General features: G+C 47.8%; 13 protein-coding genes and 1 riboswitch. Of the genes, 9 read left to right on the forward strand and 4 right to left on the reverse strand.

The features are described from left to right. The first annotated feature begins 56 nt into the window (after positions 1 to 56). From FYJ53_RS02765 to FYJ53_RS02775, 3 genes are all read left to right on the forward strand, one after another. Positions 57 to 1,421, forward strand: coding sequence for a sn-glycerol-1-phosphate dehydrogenase (locus tag FYJ53_RS02765; protein WP_073383464.1), 1,365 nt, complete (start codon positions 57 to 59; stop codon positions 1,419 to 1,421). Positions 1,422 to 1,543: 122 nt separating this feature from the next. Continuing rightward, positions 1,544 to 2,278 (forward strand): GntR family transcriptional regulator, encoded by a 735-nt coding sequence (locus FYJ53_RS02770; RefSeq protein ID WP_073383467.1) that lies wholly within the window; start codon positions 1,544 to 1,546, stop codon positions 2,276 to 2,278. A 149-nt stretch (positions 2,279 to 2,427) separates the two neighbouring features. Beyond that, entirely contained in the window at positions 2,428 to 3,648 is a 1,221-nt protein-coding gene (locus tag FYJ53_RS02775; protein ID WP_073383469.1) for a M20 family metallopeptidase, read from the forward strand. A 42-nt stretch (positions 3,649 to 3,690) separates the two neighbouring features. Here FYJ53_RS02775 and FYJ53_RS02780 read toward each other — a convergent pair whose 3' ends face one another. Further along, entirely contained in the window at positions 3,691 to 4,413 is a 723-nt protein-coding gene (locus FYJ53_RS02780) for a DUF5131 family protein (RefSeq protein WP_073383472.1), read from the reverse strand. Between the two features lie 332 nt (positions 4,414 to 4,745). Continuing rightward, complete coding sequence (locus FYJ53_RS02785; protein WP_159435644.1) at positions 4,746 to 6,401, reverse strand: peptidoglycan binding domain-containing protein; 1,656 nt, start codon at positions 6,399 to 6,401, stop codon at positions 4,746 to 4,748. Between the two features lie 208 nt (positions 6,402 to 6,609). On the opposite strand from FYJ53_RS02785, the gene FYJ53_RS02790 reads away from it, so the two are divergent. Next, positions 6,610 to 7,284 carry an energy-coupled thiamine transporter ThiT gene (locus tag FYJ53_RS02790; protein ID WP_090414960.1) on the forward strand — a complete coding sequence of 225 codons (675 nt, stop codon included), beginning with the start codon at positions 6,610 to 6,612 and terminating at the stop codon, positions 7,282 to 7,284. A 345-nt stretch (positions 7,285 to 7,629) separates the two neighbouring features. Here the strand turns inward: FYJ53_RS02790 and FYJ53_RS02795 are convergent, their stop codons facing one another. Then, a complete protein-coding gene (locus tag FYJ53_RS02795; protein ID WP_013382165.1) occupies positions 7,630 to 7,950 on the reverse strand; it encodes an energy-coupling factor ABC transporter substrate-binding protein in 321 nt (106 codons plus the stop codon). A gap of 1 nt (position 7,951) precedes the next feature. Then, complete coding sequence (locus FYJ53_RS02800; RefSeq protein WP_038353672.1) at positions 7,952 to 8,704, reverse strand: energy-coupling factor ABC transporter permease; 753 nt, start codon at positions 8,702 to 8,704, stop codon at positions 7,952 to 7,954. Between the two features lie 165 nt (positions 8,705 to 8,869). Continuing rightward, positions 8,870 to 8,999, reverse strand: a riboswitch (cobalamin riboswitch). A 417-nt stretch (positions 9,000 to 9,416) separates the two neighbouring features. On the opposite strand from FYJ53_RS02800, the gene FYJ53_RS02805 reads away from it, so the two are divergent. The 5 genes from FYJ53_RS02805 (at position 9,417) to FYJ53_RS02825 (ending at position 21,944) form a co-directional block, all read left to right on the forward strand. Next, a complete protein-coding gene (locus tag FYJ53_RS02805; protein WP_073383478.1) occupies positions 9,417 to 10,241 on the forward strand; it encodes a leucine-rich repeat domain-containing protein in 825 nt (274 codons plus the stop codon). Positions 10,242 to 10,940: 699 nt separating this feature from the next. Next, the gene (locus FYJ53_RS02810) at positions 10,941 to 11,582 is read left to right on the forward strand and encodes a CpXC domain-containing protein (RefSeq protein WP_073383480.1); all 642 of its coding nucleotides are present in this window, start codon (positions 10,941 to 10,943) and stop codon (positions 11,580 to 11,582) included. Between the two features lie 312 nt (positions 11,583 to 11,894). After that, a complete protein-coding gene (locus FYJ53_RS02815; protein WP_073383483.1) occupies positions 11,895 to 12,665 on the forward strand; it encodes a hypothetical protein in 771 nt (256 codons plus the stop codon). A gap of 105 nt (positions 12,666 to 12,770) precedes the next feature. Further along, a complete protein-coding gene (locus tag FYJ53_RS02820; RefSeq protein WP_148430239.1) occupies positions 12,771 to 18,215 on the forward strand; it encodes an FIVAR domain-containing protein in 5,445 nt (1,814 codons plus the stop codon). A 135-nt stretch (positions 18,216 to 18,350) separates the two neighbouring features. Next, positions 18,351 to 21,944, forward strand: coding sequence for a dockerin type I repeat-containing protein (locus FYJ53_RS02825; protein ID WP_073383487.1), 3,594 nt, complete (start codon positions 18,351 to 18,353; stop codon positions 21,942 to 21,944). Positions 21,945 to 21,953: the final 9 nt, after the last annotated feature.

Raw genomic sequence — 21,953 nt, forward strand, 5'->3', positions numbered from 1 at the left:
AACATATACGTACTGGCCAGGTTAATGCTGGCCAGTATTTTATTTTGGAGGAAAAAATGGATATGCAAAAAAGCGGTTTTAATATTTATGAAAGGCATGATTTTGACTGTGAATGTGGGAGGCATCATAAGATGCCGATTGGAGAAGTTGTGATCGCTTCGGGTGCCGCCAGAAAACTGCCTTATTATGTCAAAGCGCTTGAGCTTGGTAAAAAAGGCATACTCGTAACAGACGAGGTGATTTTTGAGTCCATTGGCAGAGAGATCTATGCATACTGGCAGGAGCAGGGTCTGAAGATTGAATGTTATGTGCTCAAAGGCCGTATCCGTCCAGATGAGTACACCGTTGGAAATGTTATCTGCAATACGCCTTTTGACGCTGATTACATCGTATCATTGGGGGGCGGAACAGTCACGGATGTCGTCCGTTATGCGGCAACACGCCTGAATTTAGAATGTGTTTCGATCCCGTCGGCTATGACGATGGACGGCTTTTTTACAAACATGTCCATTATCATTGTCGATGGGCTTCAGGTGACATATTATCTCAATTATCCCAGCCTGATTTTGGCCGATTCCGATATCATTGCAAAAGCGCCGAGCGTTATGAACGCTGCCGGTGTGGGCGAGGTGATCTCTAAAATAAGCGCAGGTATGGACTGGTATGCAGGAAAATTGATCAAGGATATTTATTATTGTGACCGGGTAGAGGCAATGATGGGCGAATGTATTTCCGAGGGAACTGCGGATGAGACAATAGAGGGCATTGTGCCAGGAGAGAAAAAAGCCATTGAAAATTTAACAGACGCATTGTATAAAAGCGCGGTGGCAATGGCGTGGTATGATTCATCACCCTGCGGCTCCGGCGCTGAGCACCAGCTGAACCATTTCTGGATTAAATGTCAGGATGAAAAAGGTGTGCCGCAATCAATGCATGGCCAGGAGGTCGGTGTTGGGGCTGTGATCAACACCATGATTTGGGAAGAAATTATGGACATTGATTTCGAGCGCTTCGATGTTGAAAAGGCCGTTGAAAAAATCTGGGACAGAACTGAGTGGGAGAAGGAAATCCGGGCGGTTTATGGTGAAGGCGCAGAAAGCATTCTGGAATTACAGGCAGAAAACCACTCCTTTGACAAAGCAGCGAGACAAAACGAAATAGAAAAGATTATCAAACATCATGAAGCCCTGGCCAGACGGTTTGAGGCAATGCCAACCTCCGAAGCTCTTATTGAAAAATTAAAGAAAGTGGGCGGCCCATGGCACCCAAAACAGTTACAGATTGATGAGGATGAGCTGGTGAAGAGTCTGTACTTTGCAAAGGAAACGCGCAGCGGCCGTTACAATGCACTGTGGATGGCCGAGGCCCTTGGCATTATGGAAGATGTTGCGAGTAAAATAATAAAAAAACTGGAATTCTAAGGCCATTCCGGTTTGAATTGGAGCCATAAGAAAGTTTGCGTTATAACAAAGTGGTTTACGATATTGAAAAAGCGTTTAAGATTATGGTATGATATAGACACACACTTTCAGGAGGATTAAAGATGAATAGTATTGAAAGAAATAATCCAAAGCCACTTTATGTTCAGCTGGAAGAGCTGATCCGAAATAATATAGATACCGGCATTTGGAAACCACAAAATGCAATCCCCTCTGAAAGCGAGCTGAGCAAAGAGTATGACCTGAGCCGTATGACCATTCGGACGGCTTGTCAGAATTTGGTTCAGGAAGGCGTGCTCTACCGTGTTCCGGGGAAGGGTACCTTTGTATCAGAGCCTAAGATTATGACAGAGTCTTTAGCTTACATGGGCTTTCGGGAGCAGCTTGAGCGTATGGGGTACGAAACGACAACAAAACTGTTGGATTCTGCCATTATTCAGGCTTCTGGCAGTGTATCGAGAAAGCTGCGTATTCCAGAGGCTGCGCCGGTTATGCTGATTGAGCGTCTGCGTTATCTTAAGGGAAAACCGATCAGTCTGCATTATTCTTATATCCCGGTACAATTATGCGAGGGCATCGAGAAGCATGACCTTGTCGATGAGCAGTTATGTGTTATCCTTGAGAAAGAATACCAGCTTTTACCTACGCGTATACAGGAAACGCTGGAATCGGTCAAGGCGTCTAAAAAAGAATCCCAGCTTTTCCGTGTGGAAGAGAGCTATCCGCTGCTGATTCTTGAGGATATTCTTTTTGCGCAGGATGATACGCCCTATGAGTATTCGAAGGTTGTCTTTCGCGGAGATAAAATCAAATTAAAATATGAGTTTCATAATTTATAAACGAGGTGAGACCAGCAGCTTCAAAAGCCTTATAAAACCTGGATATTGTTAAAATCGCAGGTCCTTTGGGCTTGAGCTGCTGGTCTTTTCATTTTGAATAGCGTTAACCGACTGATAAACGTAAGCAATTAATATCAGGAGGAAACAAAATGTCAGATGATTGTAAAATGAAAAAGGAGTATGTAGCGTTTTTAAAAGCATTGATTGAAATACCTTCTCTTTCCGGAGAAGAAGGCGAAGCAGCAGTATTTATTCAGAATGCTTTAGATCAGATTGGTGTCATACCTAAAGTCGATGAAGCCGGCAATGTCTACGGAGTAATCAATTGTGGAGAGGGGCCAGTCGTCCTGCTGAACGGACATCTTGATGTGGTGCCAGAAGGAAGTCTGGAGGCGTGGAAACCCTACAGCCCTTTTAAGGCAGCTGTGGAAAGCGACGTTCTGATCGGAAGAGGCGCCAGTGACTTGAAAGCAGGGCTGGCAGCGCAGTTTTTTGCATTTAAGCGGATTAAGCAGGCCTTGGATGCAGGTGCTTCTTTAAAGGGGAAGGTTATTTTTTCGGCGGTCGTACATGAAGAGGCAGCGGAAATGCTGGGAATGCAGTACCTCATTGATCATACCCTTGAAGGTGAAAAGATCGATCTGTGTGTTCTGTGTGAGCCGAGTTCAGGAAGAGTGGCGCTGGGGCATCGTGGAAAGGTGGAGCTTGTCGTTAAAACAATGGGAAAGACGGCTCATTCCTCTCAGCCAAAGCAGGGCATCAACGCCCTTGAAAAAATGCTGCCTGTTATGCAGTATATTTTCGAGGAGATGCCAAAAACTCTTAAGGGACACCCTGTTTTGGGGGATAACTCTGTTACAATAACCGACTGTATTGTTCGGCCGGGAGCACAGAGCATTATTCCTGACGAATGTGAAATATCCATTGACCGGCGTTATTCGCCGGATGAAACATTGGAGGACGTGGTGTGTCAGCTTAAGGCTGTGCTTGATGATTTTGCAGAAAAGGACCCGGAATTTCAGGCAGAGGTGCATCCGCGGACTTACTGTGAGAAAACTTATACAGGCTACACCTGTGAAGTTAATAAATATCATCCGCCCTGGGCGACAGACCAGCAGATACCTGTTGTAAAAAAGGCCCTGGATGCATTGGAGAACGCAGGTCAAAAGCCTGAATGCTTTTACTGGAAATTTGGGACAGATGGTGGATATACCGCAGGACTGCGGGGAATTCCGACCATTGGATATTCTCATGCCGAAGAGAAATGGGCACACCAGCCCAAAGAGCAGGTTAAAATTTCACAGATGATGAAGACCATCGAGGGAACAGAGGCAATACTTGCCGCTATCCTTGACTTGAAAGAGAAATAACAGGATAGAACTCAAAAAGACCAGCCATGCAGCTGGTCTTTTTTACGGAGTGTAGTCAATTCCGGCCTTTCTTGCCTGGGAATGCTGGTCCTTTCGCTTGATTTGGTAGAGTTTATGGTCTTTTATGAGGCGGGCGCCGGTCTGCTGGAAATGAAAGGCGACCCTGGCGTCAACACACTGCCTGTGCAGGCTCAGGATCCAGTCGTAATGGCAGACACGCGCATTGAGTCCGGATTCGCCGCCGACGGTTACCTGGCATACCCAGGAATGATCGAGCCAGGGAGTGAGGTCGATGGGACCAAGCAGAGGGGAGCACACAATGCTTTTATAGCGGATGGGCGCCTCTTTAAAAAGCGGCAGCCGATAGTCGGTCATGGCCTGATTTTCGACAGTACAGCAGATATGGACATTGGGATAACCGTCGCCCCAGTCCTCTGGAATACACTCATAAAAGCGGTGGATACGCTTTGTGATAAACATGAAGCTTAAGTCGGAGCGCTCACGCATCATGGCCCACACCTCAGGCCGCCAGGCGTCTGCGGCATCCAGAAAAAAGTCGGAGGTAAAGCAGGTATAGACCAATTCGCCTGGCGGGATTTTAAAACTTCCATCGCGTTTTTTCTTCAGCAGCAGGTCAAAGCAGGAATTTTTAGAGACCTGATGGCTGTCGCGGTCGTATTTTTCATCCATGCGGTAGACATAACAGTTCTGGCACCCGGTGCTGATCTTTTGACAGCCATGCCAGGGATTCCAGGTGATCGACATAGGACCCTCCTTCTAAAATAATAAAGGCGTTCCGTTTTGGAACGCCATAGCGTGTCAAAAAACTTGAGAGACGAAGCCTTTTACCTAAGGAAGAAAAAGGCGTCCTGTGGACACTGACTTTACATGGATAGCTTTTCCGCTAAAGTGGAGGCTTGATCTCACCAGTGTCCGGCTGTTCCGGTATTTCGGCTCGATTCCTGGTCGTTATTCGCAGCGCCTGGACCTTTTTTCTTATCTGGATAAAAGGCGCAGTCTCGGGCTGTACCACTTCTATGACAGTCTGAGGCGTTCCGTTTTGGAACGCCTCAGGTGCTTTAAGCGCCTTAACCGCATTAATAGACAATAACAGGGGTACCGTCCTCGATGCCGTTATAGATGGCCTGAGCCGCTGCGTAAGGTGTGTTGACACAGCCGTGTGAGCCGCTGTTTACATAAATGCTGCCGCCGAAATCCGTGCGCCAGGAGGCGTCATGAATTCCGATATCGCCGCCATAGGGCATCCAGAAGGTAACGGGTGAGGCATAGCCCTCGCCCTTTAAGGTAACATTCATTGCCTTGTAGTCAAGGTCGTAAACACCGCTTGGGGTGGCAAAGCCGCCGCTCAGGCTTCCTGTGACAACAGGAGTGCCAACGACCAGACCGCCGTTTTTATAAAACCACATGTATTGTCCGCCAAGGCTGATTTCAACATAGGTGTTGCCATAGTCTGGAGAGTTATGGCTTGCGGCTGTCTTCGCGTAAACCGGTTCACGCGTTACAGGCTGTCCGGCCTGGATAATTGGAATGAGTGCAGCGACCTCTTCATCCTGGTCGATCAGCCAGCCATAATCGCCGCCGGCAATGCTGACGCTGCCGCCGCCGCTTGTCCGGAAGCTTCGCGTGATGCCGTAGGTATCGTATTTATCCGATAGATTGGCCACATAGGTGGTCATAAGATCCTGATTAAACTGGACGTCCATATTGCCGTCCACAGCCAGCCAGGTATTAATGGTATTTTTATCAAGTACCTCTGTTGCGTCGCCAAAGGTATAGGTAACTGTTGCGTTCAGATATTTGTTCATGGTATCCATGGCCGCCTTAACCTTGGAAGAATCCTTGGTAAAGGAAGGCGTTTTATAGCAGCCGGCCGATTCCAGATCCAGCTCGGTATCACCGGATAAAATAGCGTTTTTTACGGCTTCCTTGAGCTTGGCAGGGTCCAGCTCATTGCCGTTGACCTCTGGCTCAATCACGTAGCCTGTACCGTTAAATTTAGGATAAGCATTGGCAACTTTGACGACCTCCGCCCCCGACACAGCCTGAAGCTGGTTCAGCGCATTGGTAAGCTGAGCGTCATCATAGCTGAAGGTCGCTTCCAGGTCCTGATGTCCTGAGGGCACCAGAGACATCGGCCAGGCAAAAGCATTCTGATCATTTAACATCTGGGAAATTTTACCGTCAGAAATATAGCGCATATTCACCTGGTCTGCAGCGATCGTTTCGGTTTTTCCGCCGCGTTCCTTCAGTGTCAATGTGTGTGTCGCTGCGTTCTGCTGCATTTCTTCGTCAACCTGAGCGGCGGTTTTGCCAGTGACATTGAAGCCGTTCATGGTCGTGTTAAAGTAGAACCGTGTGCTGAAATAAAAGCTTAAGGCGAGATAAACGGCCAGAATAATGCCAATGCCGACACCAATACCAATCCAGATTTTTTTATGGCTTTTCTTTTCTTTAGAATCCGGTGGCTCCCCGCCGTCAAGGGAATCATTGGCAGTGCTGTCATCATCAAAGGTGAGAACCTCGCCGGCCGCATCGTCATCATTTTCAGTTCCGCCCTCTGGCGGCTCAGGCGGATCAATGATGGTTTCCTCCTGGGCCTCCGGCGCAGCAGGTTCATCAATGATGACCTCATCTTCCGGAGGGACGGGACGCTCAAAAAGAGAGGCGTTTTCAATCGCCTGCTCTTCGGGGGTACGCTCCTCGCGCTGATCTTGTAAATTCTTTTCATCCATAAGATTAAATCCTCTTTTTTTGCAGTATATAATTGATTTTATCATTTTTTTGAGCAAAGGTAAATCTTTAATTTGTGAATATTAAGCCCTTCTATGAACTTTAAGAATCGTTTTATGGTCAGGGCCGGGTTGACAGCGTTACTTGACGAAACGTATAATAAAATCAGGTTTGTAATTCAGAATACTGTATATTTGGAGGGAAAGAACCATGCTGGAATTTTTTATAAAGCCTGTAACGGCTGACGGTGGTGTAAGCTATATGCCGACAGGTGCAGGATATGCGGTGCTGATCGGTCTGATGGCAATTGTGCTGGTCATCGCATCGCTTGTTGCCGGGAAAAACGAACGCCGCCAGATCAGCACCAGGCATCTGACCTTTTGTGCCGCTGCCATTGCTCTGGCGGTGGTCACATCGAATATTAAGATTTTTCATTTGCCCACCGGCGGTTCTGTAACACTGTTTAGTATGCTTTTTATCACGCTGACAGGTTATTGGTACGGTCCCAAGACAGGGGTTCTGGCGGCAATCGCCTATGGCATTCTGCAGATGGTGATCGACCCTTATATTCTATATCCTCTGCAGGTGCTTGTCGATTATGTACTTGCCTTTGGCGCGCTTGGCCTATCTGGATTTTTCAGCCAGTCAAAGAACGGGCTCATAAAGGGCTACCTGGCTGGAATCTGTGGCCGCTACGTATTTGCTGTGCTGTCCGGCTGGCTGTTTTTTGGCTCCATGGCCTGGGAAGGCTGGGGGGCACTGCCCTATTCAATGGTATATAATGCTGTCTATATTTTCTCGGAGGGCGCACTGACAATGATTTTACTGGCGGTTCCATCGGTATCGAAGGGGCTGGCCCGTGTTCGCCGGATTGCGGAAATTTAATCCTTTGTATAAGATAGGTCTGGTTCCTGACCATCAGCATTACACTTAATGAGCGCGGAATGTGAGGGGATTTTACTGGGAAAACATCTCGGCAGTTGGTGCGGTAGTACAGGCACTAGTACAGGCACTAGGACAGGCAGTAGTGGGGGCGGTGGTGCGCCATTCATAAACAAGACTAAACAAGACGAAAAGAGACAAGAGAATGGATAAACTGGAGAATAAAATGAAAATGTTTTTTGCCGGAGTTGTTTAGTCTATTATATAAACAGAAGATAACTTTCAAAAAATAAAACACGCTTGCACGGCGTGTTTTATTTTTGTTTATTTATTTGTACAAAACAAGGTCTACAGCTCAGCCTCTTCCTTGCCGAGCTTTTTCCGTTCAACCAAGCGGCCCATAAAGAAAGCCAGAATACCGACGCCGATACCAGTCTGGAGACAGAAGATCAAGGATTCCACTTCACCAGGAAGCTCACCGTTGATCATGGTTTCAAGCACAGGCGTAAACCAGGGCTCATATTCGCCGCCCTGAATCTCTTCAATCATTGTGCTGCCTGCGTCGTCAGAGCCGCCGAATTCAGCGCCCTGGAGGGCAAATAGCGGTACGACAACCAGTAAAGCGACAATTACGAGAAGAACAATCACTAATTTTTTGTTTTTACTCATTTTACACTTCCTCCGATGCTAAAAAACCAATGGACTTGAGTTCCGGGCTTGCATACGTTTCTAAAGCGATAACGATAATAACCGTTAAAATCCCTTCAATAATAGCAAGCGGCAGCTGGGTCGGCGCAAAAACCCCCAGGAATTTTACCGCAGAAGCGGCTACACCACCCTGTTCAGACGGGTAAGCCATCGCCAGCTGAATACTGGTAATACAATAAGTGAACAGATCCCCCAGTGCAGCGGCCAGAAAAACGCCAACCTTACGGTTAACCTTCATTTTCTGGCAGAGCTTGTAGATACCAAAAGAGACAAAGGGACCGGCAATTGCCATTGAAAAAGTGTTTGCGCCCAGCGTTGTCAATCCGCCGTGGGCCAGCAGAATGGCCTGAAATAATAAAACGATAATGCCAAGAATACTGACAGCGCTCGGTCCAAACAAGATGGCGCCAAGGCCTGTACCTGTCATGTGGGAGCAGCTGCCTGTTACAGATGGGATCTTCAGTGATGAAATAACAAAAATAAAAGCGCCTGCCATGGCCAATAACGTAATGGATCTTCTGTTGCCGGTCAGGGTTTTTTTAATCGAGAAAAAACCAGCAGCTAAAAATGGAATACAGATAACACCCCATGCAATACAGTACCCCACAGGAAGGTAGCCCTCCATAATGTGCATTGCGTTTGCGGCGGGTACAATCCCGAATACAAGCGCCCACGCGCCAAGCAGTGTGACAATCCTTCTTTGATTCTTTGTCATTTTTACCTCCTCGAAAAATGAATTTTACCGGGCTACGATTCAAGCAGGCTGCGCAGCAGCACGAAAAAAACCGCTTATCGGGCAGATAAGCGGTGAAAGTACGAAATAATGAATCCTGAAACCTTTTAATTTCGTCCAGACACTCAGCTATCTCCTCGTAACCAAATGTAATACAGTTTTAATGATCAGCATCCTGACTCGACTTGCGTCTCACAGTGGCGGGACCGTTTGGGATTTACACCCAATTATGCTTTAACCATCGCTTATGATGGAAACCATTAAAGTGTGCCGGAGAACCGACTACGCTTTTAATTATAACACCTTATGTCATAATGTCAATGGATAAAGTTGAATTTTTTTAAAAAAGAATAGATTAAGCTATACACATACCCCCTATATGTATTTTTGTATTTGGATTAAAAGCATAAGAAAAAAATATGAATATCTTTAAAATATTTTCGTTTATTTGACAAAATCGTAAAAACAGACTACAATAGGTTCTGATGTTGGGTTTTATAGCTTTTAAAATATAATTGGTGCATTAGAATAAGCTCGATTATTAAAGTGGTGATTTAAAAGACGAAAGCACTTTGTTGAAACTGCGGCAGATTGGTCGTGCGGATATTGTAAAAACTTATATAAGGCCTGCTGCCGTTAAAATAAAAGCGGTGTACTGGAAAGCCTGATAAAAGATGTGATTTTGGAGAGAATAATGAGTGAGCGTACAAAAAGAGTCGAGACTTTTTCAAAAAAAGAACTGACAAAGACAAACATAAAACGTGTCGATATCCCGGAAGGTTTTGAGCGGATTGGTGTTAACGCCTTTAAAAATATGACAAAGCTGAAGGAAGTCAGAATTGCAGAATCGGTTAGGGAAATATGCGGCCACGCCTTTGAGGGCTGCACAATGCTTTCAGCCGTCAGTATGCCATCAGAGCTTAAGCTGCTGGGAGAAGCCGCCTTTATGGAGTGCCGCAGATTACAATCGCTCGAGATTCCCGAGGGCATACACGTCATAAAAGACCGAACATTTAAATTCTGCCGAGGGCTGGAGCATATAACACTGCCTAAACAGCTCACTCGGATTGGGGAAAACGCCTTTTACAATTGCGATAAGCTGGCATATATTGAGCTTCCGGACGGCATTGAAAAGCTGCCGTTTAGAACCTTTTATATGTGCAAAAACCTGGAATCCATCCGGTTTTCGCAAAATTTGAAGTATATCGGCAAGGAAGCCTTTGTAAACTGCAGCTTCCAGCAGCTCCAGCTGCCGGAGGGCCTGGAGGTTATTGATGAATCCGGCTTCTTGAAATGCAAGAAGCTCACAGTGCTAAAGCTGCCAGAAAGTGTAAAAATCATTGGAAAATGGGCGTTTCATGGATGCCCTAATTTAAAAACAGTTGAAATAAGACACGACCCCGATGAAGTGGGCGAGTGGATCTTTAACCGAAATGATGTAACCGTACATTGTTTTGAGGGCTCCAAGATCGACCGTTATTGTAAGCTATACGATTATAAAGTCCGCTATTTCCAGTAAAAATCCTCAGTAATTCTTGATGTGTATCGGGATAGGCTGCCGCAGATTTTATAAGATAAGTCTAAAATAATAATAGCCTTTTGATGATAAATCAAACCCTTCAGCGGATATCTTCAAAAAATAAAAAACGCTGGAAAAGCCCTTGAAATGGTACTTTTAGCAACTGTATTAAAAAAAACTCAAAAATAGAGGTTGCAAAAAATAAATTATAATGCTAGAATAAGCATTGTAAACGAGATGACAACAAATTGTATCAATTGTAGCTATTCTTTAAAAGAACGACTCGTTTGTGAAATTTAATAATAACTGTAATGAATTGCCGCATGATAATCATTCTGATTATCTGCAGCTAGGGTGTTTTTGAGAGTTTATCAAGATGCCTGAGGGAAGTAGGTGTGAATCCTAGTACAGAGCCGCTATCGTGATGCTTGCCGGAAACCACTGGTAAAGACGAGTCGGAAACCTGTTTGTTACAGTCTTGATGGAATTAATCCTCGTCACTAGGGTTATTCATCGAAAATATAGACGCTCTACGGCTATTCTGGGGCTTCTATCACAGATATTCATAATCAAAATTATTGTACGAATCAAAACATCCATTGTTTTGGTGGTGTATGGTTTTATTTGAGTTGAATTTCTATGATAGGAGCCCCTTTTTGTATACAAAATTTTGAGAAGGAACAGAGAGGAGGCCGTATCATGGCAAAAACAAAAACCATTACCATCGAGTGTCCAAAGTGCCGCGAAGCCTTTGAGATTAAAGGATATGATACCATAAACGCCAGTCTGGACGAGGCGCTGAAGGAAAAGCTCATTAAAACAGAGCTGTTTCGCCACACCTGTCCAGCGTGCGGTGAGGATATTTCAGCGCCCTACTCGCTCAAGTATCAGGACATGGAAAAAGAGTACATGGTGATTCTGGATATGGGCGACATTGATACAGCGGCCATGGCGGAGGAGGTCTTAGAGATGTTTCCAAATTACCGGATTCGCATTGTGAAGGATGTGATGGACCTTCTGGAAAAGATTCATATTTTTGAGTCCAACCTGAATGATAAGATCATCACCTATCTGGATCATAAAATATACGAGGACGTATCCGCAAAGCTGAGGGCTGAAAACTCGCCCATCGCTCTTGATAAGGTGCTGTTTGGAAGCTTTGAGTTCCAGAAGAAAAAAGTGGTGTTCGGGGCGCTCAACAACGCCGGGAAGCAGATTTTTATAGACACCCCCTTTGCCGACTACAAAGCCCTGGCCAACTCGCCGAGACTGGCCCCCTGCTTTAAGGAAAAAGAGGGTGAGTACGCGATTGATAAAGCCTGGGCGGAAGCGCTGGCGTAGCAGGGATTACAATGCTTGTTCCAGAGTGGAGCACAGCAGAAAGATAAATAGTAATATTTCAAAAATATTATGCTGTGAAAATGGGAAAGGAGTGAGCTTTATCGAAGAAGGCAAAAGTGTGAAGGAGGTGCCTGCCCGCCGTTAAAAGGGCAGGAAAAAGGACCGCTGGAAGGCCTAATTTCCAAACGGTCCCGTGGAGTCTGATAATTCCATATAGACTTCATAATTATATCTCATTTACGGCCCTTGGGCAATCCTTTTAAGGAAAGCCCGGTTCAAAAACAAAAAATAAATTTTAAAGGAGATTAAATTATGGCATTTGCAAAATCAGCAAAAAGAGGTTTAGCACTTTTAGGTTCAGCAGCAATGATGGTAGGATTCGCAGCTCCGACATTCGCAGCACAGGTACAGACCGCAGACGCGGGCACCAAAACGGTCTATGTACAGGTAGACAGAAGAGTGTTTGGTGCTTCCAATCCAGAATTGATCGGGCCAGTTAAAGTAACCAATGTTCCTTCAGACGCCAAAATCATTGATATCTTAAAGGTAGCCAGCAACTATGACGCGGCTCCGACAGACGCAAAACCAATCCAGTACTCTGCTTCTACATGGGGTACCTATATTTCCGCGTTCAGAGATACCGCTACGCCTGCTTTTGACCAGGCAGCTTATAAGGCAGCCAATGGTTATACCGACGCGATTTTTGACGCTTCCATGATCTATCCAAGCCTGAGCGACAACTACCTGGCAGGCTCTGAATACTCCGGCGTTTCCGGCTGGATGTTCTCAGTAAACGAAGCGACTACCTACGGCACTAACCAGTACTACAACGCGGACACCACCGCTGCCAACATTCCAGATAACGGCGTTATCCATTTTGAATACTCCATCAACATGGGCGCAGACATTGGCATGAACGCAGTAGACCTGCCGACCATTATCAAAGAAGGCGACTACGGTCCGGAATACGATTGGGTGAATGGTTTACAGCATTTTAACAACGGCACAAAATTCTATACTTTAACAAGTATTAGAGAAGCAGCCGATGCTGGCACTCCTATCGTGTGGCCATCAGCCAACTAAGTATTCCATAACATTTAATCTGAAATAAAAACAGGTATAAGCGAGGGACGGTTCCGTCTCCCGCTTATACCCTTTTACAGCAATAGTAGAGTAGAGGGAAAGAATATGCGAAAAAAGGTAATCAGTTTACTCTTAACACTCAGCATCATTCTCGGTGGGCTTCTGCCAGGCATGGCCTTGGCGGAGACGGGCAGTACATGGAACCCGTCAGGGGATGTCTATAAAATCAGTACAGCGGACGATCTGGTGAATTTCCTGAATGGCCTTGAGAAGAATGGTGGTTACAGAGATAAAACCATCCAATTAGAAACAGATATCAACATTGATGACAGCGCCGTCGTTTACGACAGTATGGCGGCTTCTTATAAATTCTGCGGTACCTTCGACGGTCAGGGGCACACCATCTCCTGTACCGAGGACAAGACCACAGGGCTTTTTCAGTCGATGGGGGACACCGGACAGGCTGGCGTCATCAGAAATCTTCGCTTAAGCTGGAGCATTAAGGACGCTGCTGCCAGAAAAGCTTATGGACTGCTGTGCAATACGGTGTATGGCGGTGAAAGCGTCATTGAGAACTGCTTTGTTGAAGGAAAAATAGCAGTTACCGGTGCAAGCTGTAATGCGGGCGGCCTGATCGGGACGCTTGACAGAAATATCAAGGGTCAGCCAACCGTCAAGAACTGTCTTGTGGAGGCAGAAGTCAGCACAACCCTTAATACAGGCGGCCTTAACAGTGTTGGCGCGATTAACGCTGAAAACAGCCTTTTCACGGGAACACTGGAAGGAAAAACTGTGCGCGGGCTCACCCTGGATACCAGTATGGTGACCAATGCTTATTACGACAGTACAAAGGTAACCAATGCGACCTGCAAAGATCCAGGTAAAACCACTGAGGAGCTGATGGTTTTAAAGACCCAGGATAATCTGTATGCAGGCTGGGACGATTCGGTCTGGAGCTTTAAGGAAGGCAGTTACCCGGCCCTCAAGCTTTTTGAAGCCGCTGAGCCCTCGGGCGATACATGGGATCCCAATCCTGCAGATGGCGTCTATAAGCTCAGCACCGCCAGTGATCTGGTGAATTTTATGAATAGTCTTGAAAAAAACGACTATGATGGAAAGCAGGTCATCCTGCTGAAAAATATCGACGCCAGCTCGGCGGAGTTTGAGGTTGCGGCTTCTTCCTATGGGTTCTGCGGTACTTTCGACGGCCAGAGCCATACCATTTCCAGCAGCAGTGAAAAGAACACCGGTCTTTTTAAGGCGCTGGGGAAAACCGGAAAGGCCGGCACTATCAAAAATCTGGGGCTGAACTGGAGCATTAGGGATACAACCCAGTCGAGAGCAGCCTTTGGCCTGCTCTGCAATACCATCTACAGTGGTGACAGCCTCATTGAAAACTGCACCGTGGAAGGTAAGCTGACTGTGACGGGCTCAACCTGTAACGCGGGCGGTCTGATCGGAACGCTTGACAGAAATATCACAGGTCAGCCAACCGTCAAAAACTGTTTGGTAAAAGCCGACGTCGATACAACCTACAGCGTTGGCGGTTTGAACGCAGTCGGCGCGATCAAGGCTGAAAACAGCCTGTTTGTGGGAACCTTAGCTGGAAAGACGATTCGCGGGCTCACCATGAATACCAGCACGGTGACCAGCGCCTATTACGACAGCACAAAGGTGACCGGCGCAGCTTATACAGACCCGGGTAAAACCAGCGAGGAGCTGATGGTTTTAAAAACCAAGAACAACCTGTACAGGGACTGGGACGATTCGGTCTGGTTCTTTAAGGAAGGGGACTACCCCAGCCTGAACCAGTTCGGCTCGGCTGACGGCCTTCTCTCACTTGTAACCAAAGCCAAAGAAATCAGCAACAACGGCGGGCTCTACACGGATGAAAGCTTTACCGCCCTTCAGGCAGCCATAAAAGGGGCCGAAGATTTTACAGCGGCGGGCGATACCTACAAGCAGACCGAGGTGGCGGCACAGACCGAGGCGCTCCAGTCGGCAATGGACGGCTTGAAGTACAACGTTGACCAGCAGATGCTCAAGGACAAGGTAAACGAATATAAAGGCCTTACTTTGAACAAGGATCAGTATGAAGAAGGAGCGGTCGATGCCTTTAACAGCGCCCTCACAAAGGCGGAGGAAACAGCCAATAAGCCAAATCCTTCGGGTGAGGAGATCGCGGAAGCCTACAAAGCGCTCATAGACGCCAAGGATACCCTCGACGCCAAGGAGTATGCGGGAGAGAAAGATAAACAAACCCTGACAGAGACCATCGCGGCTTCTGAAGCCAGCCACCCACAGGTGGATTATACGGCGGACAGTTATAAGGCCTACGCCAGCGCTCTGGAGTCAGCCCAAAAAACAGCGGCCAAGAATCCTTTATTTAAAAAAGAAGCGGATGAAGCCCTGAAGAGCCTCCAAACAGCCGAGAGCACACTGGCCCTGGCGCCAGTCAGCAAAAAAGCTCTGGACAGCGCCATCAGCAATGCGGAAGCTCTGGACAGCAGCCTCTACACAGCCACAAGCTACAATGCCTTTAAGGAAAAGATAGCTGAGGCCAAGGCAGTGTCCGAAGACCCGGCGGTAGACCGCCAGTCCGTAGTCAACGCCCAGGTCGAGGCGCTGAACACAGCGCGGGAGGCACTGGTGCTCGCGGCGGATATCACCGATCTGAAGAATCAGATTGAACGCTCCGCTTATTTTCTGGCACGGCCATACACCGATGAAAGTCTGAACCACTATAAAGCCATGCTGGAAGCCGCAGAGGCCTACAATAACCAGGACGTTCCGGCAGCCAGCCAGGCCCAGGTAAACCAGGCGGCGGCCGACCTGCTTAACGCCAGCGTCCAGCTGGTCACCACGGACCCGGCCAACACCTTCCACGCCGAAAGGGGCGAGTTTGTTATCAGTACCCTGGACGATCTCAACGCTTTCCGCATGTATCTGAATTACTACGCCTTTGACGGTGAGACCGTTGTGCTCAACAATGATATCAACGCCGCGGGTGACGGACTGCTAACCTTGGAAGTGCTCGAAGATAGCTCCGGAAGCGAGTATAATAACCGTGCTTTTACCGGTACCTTTGACGGCCAGGGGCACAGTATCCTGAATTTTCATGATAACCATGTGGGCCTGTTCTATCAGCTGGGACTCCGGGATTATTCTGATGAATACGGAGGAAAACCGGCAGTCGTCAGGAATCTTCATCTCAATGTGAATGTTGATAACATTCCGAAATATTATGACGGGTCAAATCAGAGGTATCGTTACGCGCCGTTGGCCTCAGACTTATACAGCCAGGAGACCTTGGTGGAAAACTGCTGGATTGACGGGCAGATAAAAAATGAGGACGGTTCTGTATATGCTGTCGTCGCTAAAACTTTTATGGGACAGTACCGCAACTGTCTGATTGCCCCCAACATAACAGCAAAGGGTGCGTATGTCTTTTTAGGCTCGAACGAGGGGCTGACAGTTGAAAACTGTCTGGTCAATGGAGCGATTCAAGCAGATCGGATTCTGGGGATATTTGAAGCGTCTTATTCACATGAAAACGTCAAAATAAATAACAGCTTTTATAACTCGGATATCATCGGAGCCTCTGAGGGAAAAGACGCCCAATATGCCAAAGCTGGTGAGGAGCTGAAAAAAGCAGCCACCTTTGCCGAATGGCCAAAGGAAACCTGGAAGATTGTGGACGGCGAGTTCCCAATGCTGCGGGCCTTTACCGACCAGGCGGATACCAGCGCGCTGAGCGCCAAGCTGGACGAAGCTAAAGGCAAAACAGAAGCCAGCTACACACCGGCGAGCTTTGAGGCGCTTCAGACAGCCATCGCCTCCGCCGAGGCGGTGCTGGACGACCTGGACGCTACCCAGGAAGCTGTTGACGATCAGGTACAGGCCCTTCAGACAGCCCTTGACGGGCTCATTGAAGTGCCGGACAAAGCCGGACTGCAGGCTCTGATCACCCAGGCAGAGGCCAGATTGTTGGAGGAAGGCTACACGGCCTCCAGCTATACCGGCCTGCGGACCGCTCTGGAAGCAGCCTCGGCTGTCAATGAAAATCCTGAGGCCAGCAAGACAATGGTGGAAGAACAGCAGACCCTGCTCAACACGGCTTTAGAAGGAATGAAGGAAGCCGCGGACATTACCGTGCTTCAGGCTGAAATCAAAAAAGCGGACAGCTTTGTTCAGAAAAAGGACAGCTACAGCGCAGATTCCTACGCGGCCTTTAAGGCAGCTCTGGAAGCCGCTGGCGAGTTGAACAGCGCGGATACCGAAAAGGATCAGCAAAAAGAAGTCGATCAGGCTGTAGAAAACCTGAAGGCAGCCGAAGCGCGTCTGGTTTTTGTGGGAGACCTGAACCAGCTGCTGGAAGAATACAGCGGCTTAAAGGCGTCGGACTACACCACAGCCGCCTGGACCGAATTTGAGGCGGTGATGGCCAAAGCGTCTGAAACTGCCGCCAAAGGAGACATAACCCAGGAAGAAACCAACAGCACGGCCAATGCCTTAATCGCAGCCAAGGCAGCCCTTGACATGAATAAACTGGGCGATAGGGAGCTTCTGGAAACAGCGGTGAAAGAAGCGAGAGAAGCGGTTAATCCTGAAAATAAGGACAGCTATAAACCAACGACCTACGCGCCCTATGAGGCGGCCTTGGCTGAAGCGGAGACTCTTTTAAAGAAGAACGAGCTGACAGAGACGGAGGTGTCTGAAGCCATCGAAAAGCTGAACACAGCCAGGGACAACGTCGAGCTCAGAGCAGATACCAAAAACCTGCAGGTGCTGTATGACCAGGCAAAGGACAAGGATGAAAAAGCCTATACCGAAGCTACTTACGCCAGCCTGGCACAGGCCATTAAAGCGGCCGAGACAGCGCTTGCAAACCCAGATACCAGCCAGGAAATGGTCGCATCTGCGGAGTCGGCCTTAAGCAAAGCTCTGACAGGCCTGAGGATGCCTGTCAAGGAAACTTTTGACGGTTATGAGGTAATTACGGAGGTTCCGGACGGCACGAAGCTGACAGTAGAAAAAGCCGGAGACATCGGAGCGGTGCAGAACACGATAGCCCAGAAGTACGAAAATGGTACTTTGGCAGCCTTGTTCCACATCACAGCAGAACCGGCCCTGCCCGACGGTATGAAGCTTAAAATCACGCTTAAGATACCGAAAGAAGCCCAGGGTTACGACCGCTATGTTATTTACCACAAGCCTGCAGACAAACGGGAAGAATACCTTGAAAACGTGTCTTTCGACAAAGATCAGAATACATTGACCTTTGAGAGCACCCTGTCGGATTTTGGAATTGTGGGTCTTAAAAATACCCAGGGCGGCGGCCAGCCAGTCAATCCGGATAACACCGGAAACGGCGGCCAGTCCCAGAATTCTGTCAACAGCGCAGGTACTGGAGCCACCGCAGGAGGAACAAAAAACACCAATACCGGTATCGCCGCAGACAACACAGGGGTTTACCTTGCTGTGGGACTGCTGGCGCTGGCAGCCGCAGGCGGCATTGCAGTCAGCAGAAAGCGGATTGGTAAAAAATAAAATAACAAGTTGACCAGAAAGCAGACTTCTGCTTTCGTGTGTACCAAAAGGACACCTAAATCAGGTGTTCTTTTGGTACGTGTAACAGAGATGCTTATCTTTATAAAAGGTTTGAGTACGAAAGGAACATTAATAATGGAAGGTTTAAGGAAAACCAAGCCCGCAAAATGGCTGTGCTTTTTTCTGGCGCTGCTGCTGACACTGACCTGTTTTACCCCCTTTGCCAGGGCAGAGGAAAACACCAGTCAGGAAGCTGGAAACACCGTGCTGGCAGACACTGCACAGCCGGAAGCACAGGCAGTGTCTGAGGAAAAGGGGACGCCGTCCTTAAAGCAGGACGCCGAGGGCAACTACCTTATCGGGTCTGTCGAGGATCTGAATACGCTGAGGGCGGATATTGTCAAGGATATTGAGTATGAAAACGAACACCTGCTGCTGACAGCCGATATTGACGCCGGGAACCTGACCCCTTATCCAGAGCTGCCCCCAACCGATGAGCCCTACACTACAAGCGAAGGTCTCTTCGGCTATATTTTCAGAGGGAAGCTCAACGGTATGGGGCATAAGATTTATAACTTTAAAGACAGCGGCTCCGGCCTGTTTGATGTTCTGGCGCCAGGCGCACAGATTGGTAATCTGACCGTTGAAGCCAATGTGAATTTTACAAAGGACACAAAAAAACTCCGGTCTTCTACTTACGGTGTTATTGCCAACATGATGCCGGGCGCCTGGATACAGCGCTGCGCGACCACGGGTTCTGTCACCATCCAGAGTGATTATCAGGGATATGTAGGCTTTAGTGGAATGGTTGGTTTCGCTAATCCTCCCAAGGAAGCGAACGTCTCCAACAGCAGTGAGTACAAAGGTACTATTGAGGATTCTTATTCCACCGTTGTTTTTACCAACAACACCCAGTCATCAGCCAGTTTTTATGGAATGGGCCCAGGGGTGCAAGTCCTCAAAAACTGTTTCTTTGCCGGGAGCTTTAAGGGCAAGGTTAATAAGGAAATCTCTCAGCCGCTGGCGCGGATGTCGACTGCAAACGAAAATATGGAGAGCTGTTATTTTGACAGCCTAAAGATCAGCACACTGCCTGCAAATGCGCAGGGTGAAAAGGTACCTACCTATAAGATGCGGAGTCAGGAAACCTTTAAAGGCTGGGACTTTGGACAAATCTGGAAAATGGGCGACGATCACCCAGTACTGAACACGGGCTATACCATTTTGAAGGACAAGGTGATCCTGGATACAGAGGTGGTGCTGGAGCCTCGCGTCTACAGCGAAGCCCTTGGCGGTGATTCCACCTTAACCCGTGTGCAGGATATCAAAATAAAGACCGATCTGGGCGGTAATCCACATCAGGTTACCATTGATTATGAGGAGACCCCAGACACCAAAAACACCTTCTATGTTGGTATGATGGGCGATCATGCGCGGGGCCTGGCCCAGTTTGACAAGGTCGAGGTAAAGTATACCGAAAATGATGAGGCAGAGTACTATTTGCCTTCGGATTTTTATAAATACGCTGACCGCAAGCAGGCAGAGGCCTGGGGAAGCTTCACCCAGGATGGGACCGTCCTGTCCGACGATCAAAAACAGGAGCTTATTGACCAGGCTAAAAAGGCCTGCGATTTGATTTTTGACTACAAGCTGGGCAGTACTCCCGATGCGGCGACTGTGGCCAGCGACTCATGGCTTGTTTTTTCTGCGGCGCGTTGTAATTATAAGGTGCCAGATGGCTTCTGGGACCAGGTATACAAGCAGTATGAAGCCCGCTACGCGGCCTATAAGGCGCAGGGACAGGTGGATGGCTTCGACACCTCCGATACCGCGAAAGATGTTCTGGCCATCAGTGCCATTGGATATGATCCCAGAAATGTCGGCGGCTATGACTTGCTGGACGTCATCATTAACCACAGCGGCGACAGGGATTACTTTGCCAGCCAGACAGCTGCGTTCGCCATGTATTCCAACGATTTTGATGAAAGCCAGTACGGCTATAGCATGGCGGACTATGTAAAATCAAAGGTCACGCCCATTGAGGTGGATGCGGACGGCGTAAAGGTTGAAAAAGACCAGGCAGCTGATATGTGGACAATGGCCTGGCAGCCTCTTATGTTTTTCTATGATCCCAACGCACAGGAGGGCAGCGAATGGTATGACCTTAAGCTTTTTGTGGAAGATGGCTTAAACCAGATATCGGCAGCACAGACCTATATGGGTAACTGCTGGGGAGGATACATCAACTCAGCGGATTCTACCGGCAAGCCAAAGTATGATATTACCAACACCTGGACAAACGCCCAGGTTCAGATCAGTGTTGGGCTGGCCGGGATCGACCCCTTTGACGCCCGGTTTGTCAAAAACGGAAATACGTTGATCACACGTGCTGTTTCTTTCTTTGAAGGGGGCCAGGTCGGAGGTGATGTAAAAGGCGGCGAATCCGCCCAGGTAGCACGTGGTTTAAATTCCATTATACGAGCCTATGAACAAAACCCTCATAATTTGTTTGACTGCCGCGACGTTGAAGACTCTACGGTTCAGATTAATAACGCCATTGGCGCTCTGCCGGAGGCGGCAGCCATAACCGAAGAAAAACGCCAGGATTTTGACCAGTGCTGGGAACAGTACAACAAGCTGAACGATACGCAAAAATCGAATATTTCAAATACGAACAAAGAAAAACTGCAGGCCATCTATGAAAAATTCTATCCAGATGAAAATCTTGAGAGTGCTTTGGAGCTTGCGAAGACAGAATTAAGTAAGAGCAATGTGTCTGAAATCTATACTCAGGACAGTATTAACAATCTGAAAGCGGCAGTTGAAGCAGCTGAGAAGGTTCAGAAAGATACCCAGGCGACTTCTGAGCAGAAAGCCGAGCAGGCCAGTAAGCTGAGAAAGGCAGTGGAAGCGTTGGTCACCACGGAAGCGGAGGATATGAAAAAGGTTGAGACTGCCATTGACCAGATCAAACCCTTCACAACCCTTGAAGGCCGTAAGCCGGTAGATACAGCGAAGGACCTTTATGATAAGCTGAAATACGACGAGTCTCGTGAAAGAATTAAAAACAGAGATACGCTCTTGTCCAACGTTACAGCGGTTGAGGGCCTGGAAGCGGCGGGAGACAGTCTTAAAGCAGCTATTGCAGCGGCCAAGGAACAGCTTGCTCAAACAGATAAGTATCTGGCATCCAGCATAGAAGCTGCCAGACAGTATATTACCATCGCAGAGAAAGTAGACGTACAAACATCCACAGTTCAGGAGCTTGCAAATGCTCAGATTACTTTGGAGCGTTATGTGAACGATACCCTCAAAGAACAGCCGGATAAAACGGAGCTGAACAACAAGATCGCAGAGATCACAGAAAAGATGAAGGCTCTCGATGAGAAAGATTATTCTGCGGAAAAGTGGAAAACGCTGGAGGATGCGCTGAGTACGGCAAAAGACGTGGCTGAAAGCAACGATGCTGACGGCGGCGCGGTTACAAGCGCCATTGAAGGGCTGGACAACGCATTTAATGGATTGGAAGAAGATGTGATGCTCGGAGATGTTACAGGAGATGGAAAAATCAATGGACTGGATGTTACATGGGTTATGCAGTACAATGTTGGATCCCGGGCTTTAGATGAAAAGGCTATGAAGGCCGCGGATGTTAATAATGATGGGAAAGTAAATGCTTTAGATGTTACTTGGATTATGCAACATAACGTAGGCTTAAGAACATTTTGAAAGGTGAAA

Source organism: Eubacterium sp. BL-380-WT-2B, assembly GCF_009696115.1.
GTDB classification, from domain to species: Bacteria; Bacillota; Clostridia; order Eubacteriales; family Eubacteriaceae; genus Eubacterium; species Eubacterium callanderi.

Bases quoted from the DNA above. Each gene is read 5' to 3' on its own strand.
- FYJ53_RS02820 (WP_148430239.1), top strand. From the start codon at position 12,771: ATGCGAAAAAAGGTAATCAGTTTACTCTTAACACTCAGCATCATTCTC.
- FYJ53_RS02800 (WP_038353672.1), bottom strand. From the start codon at position 8,704: ATGACAAAGAATCAAAGAAGGATTGTCACACTGCTTGGCGCGTGGGCG.
- FYJ53_RS02790 (WP_090414960.1), top strand. From the start codon at position 6,610: ATGCTGGAATTTTTTATAAAGCCTGTAACGGCTGACGGTGGTGTAAGC.
- FYJ53_RS02775 (WP_073383469.1), top strand. From the start codon at position 2,428: ATGTCAGATGATTGTAAAATGAAAAAGGAGTATGTAGCGTTTTTAAAA.
- FYJ53_RS02825 (WP_073383487.1), top strand. From the start codon at position 18,351: ATGGAAGGTTTAAGGAAAACCAAGCCCGCAAAATGGCTGTGCTTTTTT.
- FYJ53_RS02785 (WP_159435644.1), bottom strand. From the start codon at position 6,401: ATGGATGAAAAGAATTTACAAGATCAGCGCGAGGAGCGTACCCCCGAA.
- FYJ53_RS02795 (WP_013382165.1), bottom strand. From the start codon at position 7,950: ATGAGTAAAAACAAAAAATTAGTGATTGTTCTTCTCGTAATTGTCGCT.
- FYJ53_RS02780 (WP_073383472.1), bottom strand. From the start codon at position 4,413: ATGTCGATCACCTGGAATCCCTGGCATGGCTGTCAAAAGATCAGCACC.
- FYJ53_RS02810 (WP_073383480.1), top strand. From the start codon at position 10,941: ATGGCAAAAACAAAAACCATTACCATCGAGTGTCCAAAGTGCCGCGAA.
- FYJ53_RS02805 (WP_073383478.1), top strand. From the start codon at position 9,417: ATGAGTGAGCGTACAAAAAGAGTCGAGACTTTTTCAAAAAAAGAACTG.
- FYJ53_RS02815 (WP_073383483.1), top strand. From the start codon at position 11,895: ATGGCATTTGCAAAATCAGCAAAAAGAGGTTTAGCACTTTTAGGTTCA.
- FYJ53_RS02770 (WP_073383467.1), top strand. From the start codon at position 1,544: ATGAATAGTATTGAAAGAAATAATCCAAAGCCACTTTATGTTCAGCTG.
- FYJ53_RS02765 (WP_073383464.1), top strand. From the start codon at position 57: ATGGATATGCAAAAAAGCGGTTTTAATATTTATGAAAGGCATGATTTT.